This window comes from Herbidospora galbida (assembly GCF_005233835.1).
GTDB classification, from domain to species: domain Bacteria; phylum Actinomycetota; class Actinomycetes; order Streptosporangiales; family Streptosporangiaceae; genus Herbidospora; species Herbidospora galbida.
In genome coordinates this window covers 38,968-51,069 of sequence record NZ_SZQA01000045.1, presented here as the reverse complement: position 1 = coordinate 51,069, position 12,102 = coordinate 38,968, and the positions used below count along the sequence as shown (strand labels likewise).

Sequence of the window (12,102 nt, the reverse complement as noted above, 5' to 3'; positions counted from 1 at the left end):
AATCCGTCTAATAGACGGGGTTGTGCATCATGCACTGGCTTTTAGCACACTGTTGAGTTCTCAAGAAACGGACTTGCTTTGTTTTTCTTTTTTCTTGCTGTTGTGCCTTTATCTTTTCAGCGTTTCCCGCTAGTGTCAAACTCGGTGTTTTGACGCTATTTTGCGGTTCCTGCGAAACGGACTTGCTTTGTTTTTCTTTTTTCTTGCTGTTGTGCCTTTATCTTTTCAGCGTTTCCCGCTAGTGTCAAACTCGGTGTTTTGACGCTATTTTGCGGTTCCTGCCGAAGAGCAACCCCTCTAACTTAGCCAGATCCCAGACGATGTCAAATCGACCGGATTTCCGGATCTTGTTGAGTGGGGTTTGCCGAACCAGGTCGACGTGTTAAAGATTAACAGCTCTCCGGAGCGCTTCCGCACGGCCGCGAGGTCACGGCTCGGTCAGTTGATCACCAATAGTGGATCTCCGCCGGTCAGAGGGGTAGAAACGCCTCATGATCGAGCTGCCCCGCGCACTGGTCGTCCTGCTGACCGCGGCGGCGGCGGTCGTCATCCTCGCCGGAGTCCAGGCCGTCGGATCGATTGTCGGTCCGGTGATGCTGGCTCTCGTCCTGGTCGTGGCGGTGTCGCCTATCAGGGGTGTGTTGGAGCGGAAGGGCGCGCCGACCTGGCTGCAGGTGGCGGTTCCCTTTCTCGTCGTGCTGCTGGTGCTCGCCGGGATGGTGGCGATCATCGCGGTGGCGGCCACGCAGCTGGCGTCGATCGCACCGACGTACAGCGACAAGTTCGCCGCGCTGGCGGCGGGGGCGCGGGCCTTCGCGGCCGAGATCGGGTTCGGGACCGACCAGATCGACAAGGCGATCAGCTCCTTCGATCCCAGCCGGCTGCTGCCGATCGCGCAGGGGCTGCTCTCGGGGGCGCTGGGGGCGGGGTCGGCGCTGTTCCTGATCGTGGTGCTGTCGCTGTCGATGAACCTCGACGCGCCGGCGTTCACCCGGATCATCAGGGTCGCCGAGGTCGAGCGGCCCGAGCTCCACGCGGCGCTGACCACGTTCGCGTCGCGGACGCGGCGCTATCTGCTCGTCTCCACCGTGTTCGGGATCATCTGCGCGGTGCTCGACGTCATCGCGTTGTACATCTTCAGCGTGCCGCTGCCGCTGCTGTGGGGGATCCTCGCGCTGATCACGAACTATGTGCCGAACATCGGCTTCATCCTCGGGCTGTTGCCGCCGGCGCTGCTCGCGTTGCTGGACGGGGGCTTCTCGACGATGTTGCTGGTGATTCTCGCCTACATCGTGATCAACGTGGTGGTGCAGTCGTTCGTGCAGCCGAAGTTCCTCGGTGACGCGGTCGGGCTGTCGACCACGATGACGCTGATCTCGTTGATCGTGTGGGCCTTCGTGATCGGACCGCTGGGAGCGCTGCTGGCCATTCCGCTCTCGCTGCTGGTGCGGGCGTTGGTCATCGACAGCGACCCTTCTGCCCGCTTCGCCCGTGCGCTCGTTTCGGGTGAAGCTCCTCCGCAGGGGCGTACACCGGCATAGGGTCACGGCGTGCGCAGATGGGACATCGATGAGCGGCAGACCGGGATCGCCGACGGCACAGCGATGGATCCGCAGGTCCAGACCCTGCTGGCGTCGATGCGCCGTGACGGCTGGGTGACCGAGGAGCCGGAGGTCCACCTGCTGCCGCACCTCAAGACGGCGTGCGGCGACAGGTGGCGGATCGTACGCGACCGGCTCGTCGACGACGGGGTGTACGAGGTGACGCTGACGATCGGCGAGGACCTGTCAGGCGTCGCGCTGCACCGTGCCGCTGTCGGTCTTCTTGCGGCCATCGCCGAGCCGGTCTTCTTCGTCAGGCAGAGCGAGCCCCGGGTCTTCGACTGCGTCACGGGGGTGCTCGACGGCGACCCGCCCGGGTTCAAGAGTCACGGGCACCTGGTTCGCCTGATCGTCGAATGACCGGCGGGCCCACGGCATCGCGGCGATGAGCAGCGGGAACAGGATGATCGAGCTGATCGCCCACGGGGCGTGCAGGGCGCCCCAGTCCTGTCCGCGGAACTGCGTCAGCACCAGATAGCCGGTCGCGGCCCACAGCGAGCTGCCGATGATCGCCGGCCAGGCCCACTTCGTGGGGCGGGCGACCAGGAACGGCATGAACCAGAGCAGATACTGCGCCCCCAAGCGGGGCGTGACGACCATGAAGCCCAGCAGGATCGCGATCGACACGTCGATCGGGTCGGCCTTGCGCCACCACCACAGGCAGAAGGCGGCCACGGCGTAGATCATGTACTGGCCGACGACGAGCTTCCACGGCGTGAGGTCCCAGTTGCCGCCGTTGATCACGGCGGTCCAGCCCCAGTCGCCGGTGATCGGCCGCACGTCGCTCGGCCGCAGGCTGATCTCCTTCAGCACGTCGACGAGCTGGTCCCAGCGCACCCAGCCGCCGAGCGGCATGGTCAGAAGCACGAGAATCGGCGGTACGGCCACCGCCAGCCCCGACACGATCCGCGCCCGCACGCCCGGCAGGAACATCAACATGCCCGGCACCAGGATCACCGGCCAGCTCTTCGCGCAGAGCGCCAGCCCCATGAGCATGCCGGCGTAGACGGCCCGGCGGGTCACCCCGGCGGCGTCGCGCGTGAGGAGGCTGCGCACCATCCGGTCGGGCCGGTCGAGCAGCGGCTCGCTCCCCCGGAATTCGCCCTGCCCCCGCGCCACCACGTAGGCGGCCACGGCGAACACCAGCGAGACGGGCTCGACCTGACCGTGCACGGAGGCGACCAGGATGGCGAGCGGGTTGCAGGCGTACTGGAAGGCCCGGAGCCTCCCCTGCCCCTGACCGGCCAGTTTGCCGACGAGCGGAATGAGCGCCAGGTCGGCGACGACGGTGACGAGCCGGCCCGCGATCTCCCACGGAATGCCCAGCCACATCAGCGACCCGTAGACATAGGGGATCGCCGGCAGGAAGTGCCACCCGCTGTTGACCGGGTTGCGCCCTTCGAGGATCGCCTCCCCGGCCGGGCGGAAGCTGTTGACGAAGTCGATCGGCTGCCAGGAGTCGGCGGCCGAGAACGCCATGATCAGCACCCGGACCGTGATCCCGACCCCGAGGATCGCCAGGAGTGAGGGTTGCCACCCCTTCCGCTGTGCGAGGACGGCGAGCACGACACCGGTGACGAGAAGAATTCCCGTGGGGATTGCGTAATCCATGACGGGGCAACCTTAGCCACTCCGCCCGGCCGAGGAGGGCCACGCGCGAACGTCGTCACTTCTCAGGGCGCGGCCCTGCGGGGCCGCTCTGGACTCTGAAACGAGGTGCCTGCCACCATGCGGCGCGGGTACGTGGGAGCAGATTCCCAGGCCCGGCACCGGAGAGGATCCACATGGAAACGGTTCGTCAGGTGATCGTGTTCGACGCGGCCGACCTCCGGGCGGAGAGCACGTTCTGGGCGGGGATCCTCGGCGGGCGGGTCGTCGAGGACGACGAATGGCACAGTGTCCTCGACGCCTCGGGGGAATGGCGGATCGGCGTGCAGCTGGCACCCGGCCACGTACAGCCCGGCTGGCCGGACGGAACGCCGCAGCAGATCCACCTCGACCTGCACGTCGACGACCCCCGGGCCGCCCACGAGGAGGCGATCGCCCTCGGGGCCCGCCTGCTCCGGGCCGCGGCCGACCTCGACACCGACGAGGGCCATCAGGTCTATGCCGACCCGGCGGGGCACCCGTTCTGCATCGGCTGGGGGCACCCCTCTCGCGAGGCGCTCGCGGAGCGCTTCACGAGGTGAGGGCTCTCGCGCGCCGTTGAAAGAGCAGTACGAAGAGGACGGTGCCGTACCCCGGCGTCCCGGCGTGGGTGCGGCACCGCCCTCGGCTATTCGGTGTCACGCAGAGCTAGAAGCCTCCGGTGATCCGGGTGAACTCCCAGTTCTGCTGGCTGATGCCCGAGCAGTTGGCGACCACGCCGCCGCCCGGGCAGGGGCGGTCGCGGTTGACCGACCAGGTCGCGAAGCGGGTCAGGCCGCGCTGGAGGGCGTAGTCGCGGATCGCCGTCCAGGCCGCGGGGGTGGTGGTCTCCAGCTGGTCGGAGAGGCCGACCATGCCTGAGATGCCCATCTTCGCGTAGGCCTGGGCGTCGGTGTAGCCATAGGCCGACTTCAGGACGTTCTTCAGGCCCTCGGACGCGTTGATCGTGTCCTGCTGGATGTTCGAGCTGCCGAAGTCGAAGGTCATGATCGTGAAGTTGTCGATCGGCACCGCCAGGGCCCTGGCCTGGTTGATCAGGCGCACTCCGTGGGACGTGGGGCCGGTCGTCGACGTCCCGAAGGTGACCGCGATCTTGATGTTCGGGTTGTTCTGCTTGACGATCTTGAGGCCGTTCAGGATGCGGTCCTGGACGGTGTAGTTCTCGAACTCGTCGGTGTTCTCGATGTCGAAGTCGACCACGGCCGGCCCGGTGGCGTTGATCACCGTCTGGACGGCCTGCGCGTAGGCCTGCGGCGTCGAGCAGTTGGGGCCGAGCTTGTTGCCCGACCAACCGCCGAACGAGACCTGGATCGACCCGCCGGCCGCCTTGATCGCGTTGATGGCGTTGACGTCGGCCGCGTTGTTCAGCGGGCGGTTGCCGTCCCAGGCCGGGTTGCAGCCGCCGCTCGACAGGATGAAGGCCATCGTGAACGACTTCACGCCGGTCGCCGACATCACGGTCGCGGGGTTGGGCGGGTCGCCCCAGCCCATGTAGAGGTAGGGCGCGCCGGGCATCCGGGGTCCGCCGGTCGGGCAGCCGGTGGTCGAGCCGGTCACCGATCCGGACGACGCCGACTCACCCACGTTGTTGTACGCCCTCACGGTGTAGGTCTTCGAGGTGCACGCCGCGATCCCGGAGATGGTGGCCGAGGTGCCGGTGACCTGCGCGCGCTGGGTGCTGCCCTCGTACACGCGATAGCCCACGACGGTCCCCGAGGACGCGCCCCACGACAGCGAGATCGACGACGAGGTGGAACCGGTGACCGACGGGGTTCCGGGGGTGCCCGGAGCGCCGGGGTTGGTGGTGCCGCCGCCGCACGGCTGGCCGTTCAGGGTGCAGTTGGCGGGGACGGCCGAGCCGGGTGAGGCGATGAAGCCGAAGCTCGCGGTGGCGCCGGGGGCCAGGGTGCCGTTCCAGCCGACGTTGGAGAAGGTGAAGCGCTGGCCGCTGCGGGACAGTACGGCGTCCCACTGGGAGCTGACGTTGCCGCCCGAGGGCAGGTCGAAGGCGACCGACCAGCCGTTGATGGTCGACGTCGTGCCGTTGGTGATGACGTATTTGCCCTCGAAGCCGGAGCCCCAGTCGGAGGTCTTGGTGAAAACGGCGGTGGCGGGGGCGGCCTGGGCGGGGGTGGCGACGACGAGGACGCCCGCGAGCGTCCCCAGCGCGACTAAAAGCGCACGTAGTTTCATCGAAAGGTCCCTTATCCGAGCGCGTTGAGGTAGGAGCGGTGGCTGCGGGAGAACTCGAAGTTGTTGAACCGGTCCCAGTTGATCGACCAGGTCATCAGGCCCCGGAGGTTCGGGTAGACGCCGCGCGGCCGGTAGGGGCCGCAGTTGACGCCCTTGGCCAGGCAGTCGAACGCCTTCTGGACCTCGGCGACGGTGGTGAAGCCGTTGCCCGCCTGCGGGGAGGACGGCAGGCCGATGGCGACCTGGTCCTGCCGCAGCGCCGGGAAGACGTTGTTCGCGTTCCCCTGGATCGGGAACCCGGCGAGCAGCATGTCGGTCATCGCGACGTGGAAGTCGTGGCCGCCCATCGTGTGGTACTGGTTGTCCAGGCCCATGATCGGCCCGGAGTTGTAGTCCTGCACGTGGAGCAGGGTCAGGTCGTTCCGCATCGCGTGGATGACCGGGAGGTACGCGGCCGCGCGCGGGTCGGCGCCGCCCCACTGGCCCGAACCGTAGAACTGGTAGCCGAGCTGCACGAAGAACGTTTCCGGAGCCATGGTCAGGATGAAACGGCTCCCGTAACGGGCCTTCAGCGAGCGCAGCGCCGCGATCAGGTTGACGATCACGGGGGTGGTCGGGTTGCGGAAGTCGGTGTCACCGGCGTTCAGCGACAGGCTGTGGCCCTCGAAGTCGATGTCGAGACCGTCGAGGCCGTACTTGTCGATGATGGCGCCGACCGACTGGACGAACTTGTCGCGCGCGGCCGTGGTCGTGAGCTGCACCTGGCCGTTCTGGCCGCCGATCGAGATCAGCACCTTCTTGCCGGCCTGCTGCTTGGCCCGGATGCCGGCGATGAACTGGGCCTCGGTCTCCACGTTGGGGCACTCGGCGACCGGGCACTGGGTGAAGCGGATGTCGCCGGAGGTGACCGAGGTCGGCTCGCCGAACGACAGGTTGATGACGTCCCACTCGTTCGGCACGTCGGCCATCCGGGTGTAGCCGGAGCCGTTGGCGAACGAGGCGTGCAGGTAGCCGACCATGACCCGCTTGGGCAGGCCGGTGGGCGGCGGCGGCACGCTGCCGACGACCGCGGTGACGGTGTTGGACCTGCCCGACTCACCGGCGGCGTTGACCGCGCTGACCTGGTAGCCGTACGTCCCGGCGGCGGGCCGGTCGGTGTAGGCCGTCGCGGTCGGCGAGGAGATGAGCGACCCGTTGCGGTAGACGCGGTATCCCGTGGCGCCCGAGACGGCGGGCCACGACAGGTTCACGTCGGTGGTCGTCTGGCCGAGCGAGAGGACCGGCGCGGCCGGGGGCTGCGGTCCGGGCGGGTTGCCGCCGGGGCCGTCGAGGACGACGTCGTCGGCGTAGTAGGTGCCCTGGCCGTACCAGCCGTTGAGGTAGATCGTCACGGAGGTCTGGGAGGAGCCCGTGGTGAAGGTCCGGGTGAGCTGGGCCCAGGTCGCCCCGGGCGCGGCCCAGGTCTCGGAGAACCCGATCGCGCCGAGGAAGACGTACGGGCCGCGCACCCACGCCGAGAGCGTGTAGGCGGTGTTCGGCTGGACGGTCACGGTCTGGGAGCACCGGGCGAAGTCGCTGCCCGCCGGGGTGGCGGCCAGGGCACCGGTGCCCGAACGGACGGGGGTGGTGACGGCCTGGGCGCCCGAGGAGCACGTCCAGCCGGTCAGGCCCGACTCGAAGCCGGGGTTGGTGGCGATGTTGGCGGCCTGGGCGGGCGACGCCACGAGGGCGCCGCCCAGCACGAGGGCCGCAGCGGCTATGAGGCTGCGGATCTTCATCTACGGCAGGGTGTTCAGGTGGGGGCGGACGGTCCGGGAGAAGTTCCAGTTGTTGCTGGCGTCCCAGTTGATCGACCAGGTCATCGCGCCCCGGATGCCCGGGTAGGCGCGCGGCGGCACGAAGCTGCCGCAGTTGGTCCGGGTCGCCAGGCAGGTGAGGGCCTGGTTGACCATCGACGGGGCGACCACGCCGCCGCCGGCCGCGCCGGGCCCGGCCGGGAGGCCGAGGGCGACCTGGTCGTCGCGCAGGCCGTTCTCGAGCTGGATGCACGCGAGGGCGGTCAGGAAGTTGATCGAGCCCTGGCCGTAGGCGAAGGCCTGGTCGCAGCCGAGCATCGAGCCGGAGTTGTAGTACTGCATGTGGACGACCGTGAGGATGTCCTTGATGGCCAGGGCCAGCTTGAAGTACTCCATGCCGGTCGACTGCATGTCGATCGTCTGCGGGGCCATCGTGATGATCAGCGACGACCCGACACGGCTGCGCAGCTGGCGCAGGGCGTCGCCCATCCACTGGGCGTTCAGGCCGTTCTCCAGGTCGATGTCGACGCCGTCGAAGCCGTAGTTCTGCATCACCGTGTAGACGGAGTTGGCGAACTGGGTGGCGGCGGCGCTGCTGGCGACCTGGACGCGGCCGGTCTCGCCGCCGACGGAGATGATGACCTTCTTGCCGCGCGCCTTCAGGGCCTGGATGTCGGCCTTGAACTGGGCCTCGGTGTAACCGCCGACGGCGGTGGCGAGGCCCGGGTCGAGGGCGAAGGTGACCTGGCCGGGGGTGCTGGTGGCCTCGGCGAACGCGACGGCGATCAGGTCGTACTCGTTCGGCACCGCCGACAGCTTCAGCTCGGCGGCCGGGTTGACGAAGTTGTGCCAGTAGCCGGTGAGGAAGTGCTTGGGCAGCGGCCCGATCGGGCAGCCGGTGGTCGAGCCGCTCACGGCGTCGCTGGCGGCCGACTCGCCCTGCGCGTTGTAGGCCTTGATCGTGTACGTCTTCCCGGTGCACGCCGCCAGCCCGGAGATGGTCGCCGTGGTGCCGGTGACCTGGGCGCGCTGGGTGGTGCCCTCGTACACGCGATAGCCGGTGACGGTGCCCGAGGACGCGCCCCAGCTCAGCGAGATCGAGGAGCCGGTGGTGCCGGTCACCGAGGGAGTGCCGGGCTTGCCGGGGACACCCGGCTGCGGCGAGGGCGAGGGGGACGGGGACGGAGACGGGTTGGTGCCGCCGCCGCAGGACACGCCGTTGATCGTGCAGTTGGCCGGCGTCGCGCCGCCGGGGCTGGCGATGAAGCCGAAGCTCACCGAGCCGCCGACCGGGATGGTGCCGTTCCAGCCGACGTTGGAGAAGGTGAAGCGCTGGCCGCTGCGGGTGAGGGTGGCGTCCCACTGGGAGCTGACGGCGCCGCCGGAGGGCAGGTCGAAGGCGAGCGACCAGCCGTTGACCACGGTGGGGCCGCTGTTGGTGATGACGTACTTGCCCTCGAACGCCGACCCCCACGAGGAGGTCTTGGTGAAGGTCGCCGTCGCGGCGGCGTTGGCCGGGCTCGCGGCGAAGGGGATCACGACGAAGGCGAGCGCGAGCGAGAAGACCGCCGTCAGCGCGCGCCAGAGGTACCTGCGTTGCATGTCACAACCTCTGTGGGACGGGTGGGGGGAACAGAGCTGTGGCCGCGTCCGGTGACTTGACGCAGTGGTTCAGGACTTCTTTTAGTAAAGTTTCCTAAGAGTTGTGGGGATCGTAGCCCGCCGGATCCGCCCTCACAAGGCCCATCCCGGTATCCGGTGAAACATGACGAAACCGCCCCGGAACCCGAGGCGGTCTATGTCAACATGTGTCAGACCACTCTGTCAGTCAGAGCCCGTGTTCGACCTTGTACTCACGCCAGAGGTCGATCAGCTTCGGCAGGGCCTCGTGGATGAACTTGAAGTATTCGTTCATCGTCTGGACCCGGCGGGCGGCCGGGGTGTCCTCGCCCAGCGCCAGCGCGACCTCCTCGGCCATCTTGGCCAGCGTGATGAACAGGTCGTTCTTCAGAGCCGTCGCCTCGTACCAGGGGTTGTCCGGCAGCCGGTAGACGTCGCTGCGGGATCCGAGCTGAGGCTCCTTCTCCAGCATGGCCACTTGCATCAGATAACGGACCGCGCCCGACACCGCCGCCGGGCTCACCGCCAGGCGCTCACCGATCTGGCCGGCCGTGAGCGCGTCTTCGTCGGCGGTCATCACCGTCATCAGCACCCGTGCGGCCATGCGGGGGAAACCCCAGCTCGTGAACACCATGGCCATCCGCTCGGTGGCCATCCGTACCTGTTCCTCGTCTCGCATCCAACCTCCCCTCCGAAATATATATGCGATTCATACGCGTCATGGATTTCACAAGTTTGTGAAACGAGCGTACGGTCCGAACCATGGAAAACGCCATCCTGGTGTCCGGCCTCCACAAAACCTTCGGCCGGACGCACGCGCTCAACGGACTCGACCTCACGGTCAGGACCGGGGAGGTGCACGGTTTTCTGGGCCCGAACGGATCGGGGAAGTCGACCACGATCCGCGTCCTCCTCGGGCTGCTCCGGGCCGACTCCGGGTCGGCCCGCCTGCTGGGCGGCGACCCGTGGAAGGACGCCACCGCGCTCCACCGCCGCCTCGCCTACGTGCCCGGGGACGTCACCCTGTGGCCGAACCTGTCGGGCGGTGAGGTCATCGACCTGCTCGGCCGGCTGCGCGGCGGGCTGAACCCCAAGCGCCGCGCCGAACTGCTGGAGCGCTTCGACCTCGACCCGCGCAAGAAGGGCCGCGCCTACTCCAAGGGCAACCGGCAGAAGGTCGCCCTGGTCGCCGCGCTCGCCTCGGACGTGGAGCTGCTCATCCTCGACGAGCCCACCTCCGGCCTGGACCCCCTGATGGAGGAGGTCTTCCGCGAGTGCATCGTCGAGGAGAAGCAGTCGGGCCGCACGGTCCTGCTGTCGAGCCACATCCTGGCCGAGGTCGAGCAGCTCTGCGACCGGGTGAGCATCATCAGGAGCGGCCAGACCGTCGAGACCGGCACCCTCACCGACCTGCGCCACCTGACCCGCACGTCGATCAGCGCCGACCTGGCCACCCCCCTGACCTCCATTCCGGGCGTGTACGACCTGGTCGTCGACGGCACCCGCGTCCGCTTCGAGGTCGACACCGACCGGCTCGACGAGACCCTCAAGCACCTCACGACGGCCGGCGTGCGCGGCCTCACCTCACAGCCGCCCACCCTCGAAGAGCTCTTCATGCGCCACTACCAGGGCGCGGCGTCATGACCGGCGGATGGCATCTGGTCCGGTTGATCCTGCGGCGCGACCGGGTCCTGCTCCCCCTGTGGGTGCTCATCCTCGCCGCCCTCCCCGCCGTGTACGCCGCCAGCTTCGCCGAGCTCACGCCCACCGAGGAGTCCCGGGCCCTCTACGCCCAGACCACGGCGGGCATCCCCTCGATCGAGGCGATGCTGGGCCCGATCTACGGGTCGAGCGTCGGCGCCCTGGCCACCCAGCGCGCCGGGCTGACCCTGCTGATCGTCGCGCTGATCAACGTGCTGGTGGTGATCAGGCACACCCGTACGGAGGAGGACGCCGGGCGGCGGGAGCTCGTCGCCGCGACCGTCGTCGGGCGGCACGCCCCGCTCGGCGCGGCGCTCCTCGTCGTGATCGCCGCCGACCTGGTGATGGGCCTGCTGACCGCGGCCTTCATGGGCTTCACGAGCGGCGCGCTGCTGCTGGGCATGTCGCTGGCGTTCGCCGGGATCGTGTTCGCCGGCGTCGGCGCGGTGGCCGCCCAGCTCACCGAGAACGCCGGACCGGCGCGCGGGCTGGCGCTGGCCGTGCTCGGGCTGGCCTACCTGATCCGCGCGGCGGGCGACGCGACCGGCTCGAACCTGTCGTGGGCCTCGCCGCTGGCATGGAGCCAGTACACCCAGCCGTTCGCCGACGAGACGTGGCTGCCGCTGCTGGCCTCCCTCGGCCTGGCGGCGCTGCTGGCCGGGCTGGCCGGATGGCTCTCGGTCCGCCGCGACGTGGGCGGCGGGATGCTGCCGACCCGGCTCGGCCCGGCCGGCTCGACCTCGCTGACCGGCCCGTTCGCGCTGGCCTGGCGGCTGCAGCGGGGGCTGCTGATCGGCTGGAGCGCCGGCTTCCTGGTCTTCGGGCTCGCCTTCGGCGGCGCGGCGTCCGGGGCGGCCGAGGCCTTCACGGGCAACCCCGAACTGGCCGAGCTGTTCGCGCGCCTGGGCGGCGGGCTGTCGCTCACCGACACCTTCATCGCCACCCTGCTGGGCATCGCGGCCATCGCCGCCGCGGCGTACGGGATCCAGGCGGCGCTGCGGATGCGCTCGGAGGAGAGCACGATGCGGGCCGAACCGGTGCTCGCCACGGCGACCGCGCGGGTGCCGTGGGCGCTCGGCCACGTCGTCTTCGCGGTGATCGGCCCGGTCGTGGCGCTGTTCATGATCGGGGTCGGCCTGGGTCTCACCTATGGCGCGGACGTCGGCGACATGGGCCAGATCCCCCGGCTGATCGGCGCGGCGCTGGCGCAGGCTCCGGCGGCGGCCACCCTGACGGGCCTGACGGTCGCCCTGTTCGGCCTGCTGCCCCGGTTGTCGGCGGTGGCGTGGGGGATCCTGGCGATCTGCCTGCTGCTGGGACAGATCGGCGCACTGCTCCAGCTCAGCGAGGTCGTACTCGACCTGTCGCCGTTCACCCACACGCCCCACCTCCCCGGCGGCGAGGTGACCGCGCTTCCGCTGGTCGTGCTCGCCGTGGTGGCCGTGGCCCTGACGGCGGCGGGCCTGTGGGGCTTCCGTCGCCGCGACGTCGGGGTGTGAAGTTACCGCTCGGTGGCGCCCCCAACAAGGGGCGCCACCCTTAAC

At 69.0% G+C, this 12,102-nt stretch carries 9 protein-coding genes; 4 read left to right on the top strand and 5 right to left on the bottom strand.

All coding sequences use genetic code 11. From position 1 onward, the window contains the following. Window positions 1–491 precede the first annotated feature (491 nt). Entirely contained in the window at window positions 492–1,541 is a 1,050-nt protein-coding gene (locus FDA94_RS33495) for an AI-2E family transporter (protein WP_137251076.1), read from the top strand. 246 nt (window positions 1,542–1,787) lie between these two features. Here FDA94_RS33495 and FDA94_RS33485 read toward each other — a convergent pair whose 3' ends face one another. Next, on the bottom strand, window positions 1,788–3,212 hold the full coding sequence (locus tag FDA94_RS33485) for a hypothetical protein (protein ID WP_212735621.1): 1,425 nt from the start codon (window positions 3,210–3,212) through the stop codon (window positions 1,788–1,790). A 173-nt stretch (window positions 3,213–3,385) separates the two neighbouring features. On the opposite strand from FDA94_RS33485, the gene FDA94_RS33480 reads away from it, so the two are divergent. Further along, window positions 3,386–3,790: a VOC family protein gene (locus FDA94_RS33480; RefSeq protein ID WP_137251074.1), complete on the top strand. Its 405-nt coding sequence runs from the start codon at window positions 3,386–3,388 to the stop codon at window positions 3,788–3,790. 106 nt (window positions 3,791–3,896) lie between these two features. Here FDA94_RS33480 and FDA94_RS33475 read toward each other — a convergent pair whose 3' ends face one another. The 4 genes from FDA94_RS33475 to FDA94_RS33460 all read right to left on the bottom strand — a co-directional run bounded on the left by FDA94_RS33475 (window position 3,897) and on the right by FDA94_RS33460 (window position 9,536). Beyond that, the gene (locus FDA94_RS33475; protein WP_137251073.1) at window positions 3,897–5,441 is read right to left on the bottom strand and encodes a cellulose binding domain-containing protein; all 1,545 of its coding nucleotides are present in this window, start codon (window positions 5,439–5,441) and stop codon (window positions 3,897–3,899) included. A gap of 11 nt (window positions 5,442–5,452) precedes the next feature. After that, window positions 5,453–7,219 carry a chitinase gene (locus FDA94_RS33470; RefSeq protein WP_137251072.1) on the bottom strand — a complete coding sequence of 589 codons (1,767 nt, stop codon included), beginning with the start codon at window positions 7,217–7,219 and terminating at the stop codon, window positions 5,453–5,455. Continuing rightward, window positions 7,220–8,839, bottom strand: a complete 1,620-nt coding sequence (locus tag FDA94_RS33465; protein WP_137251071.1) for a chitinase — start codon at window positions 8,837–8,839, stop codon at window positions 7,220–7,222. Between the two features lie 226 nt (window positions 8,840–9,065). Then, window positions 9,066–9,536 (bottom strand): GbsR/MarR family transcriptional regulator, encoded by a 471-nt coding sequence (locus tag FDA94_RS33460; protein ID WP_137251070.1) that lies wholly within the window; start codon window positions 9,534–9,536, stop codon window positions 9,066–9,068. Between the two features lie 83 nt (window positions 9,537–9,619). Here FDA94_RS33460 and FDA94_RS33455 point away from each other — a divergent pair, with 83 nt between their 5' ends. Beyond that, a complete protein-coding gene (locus tag FDA94_RS33455; RefSeq protein WP_137251069.1) occupies window positions 9,620–10,501 on the top strand; it encodes an ABC transporter ATP-binding protein in 882 nt (293 codons plus the stop codon). Beyond that, window positions 10,498–12,057: an ABC transporter permease gene (locus FDA94_RS33450; RefSeq protein ID WP_137251068.1), complete on the top strand. Its 1,560-nt coding sequence runs from the start codon at window positions 10,498–10,500 to the stop codon at window positions 12,055–12,057. The genes FDA94_RS33455 and FDA94_RS33450 overlap by 4 nt, the downstream gene beginning before the upstream one ends. Window positions 12,058–12,102: the final 45 nt, after the last annotated feature.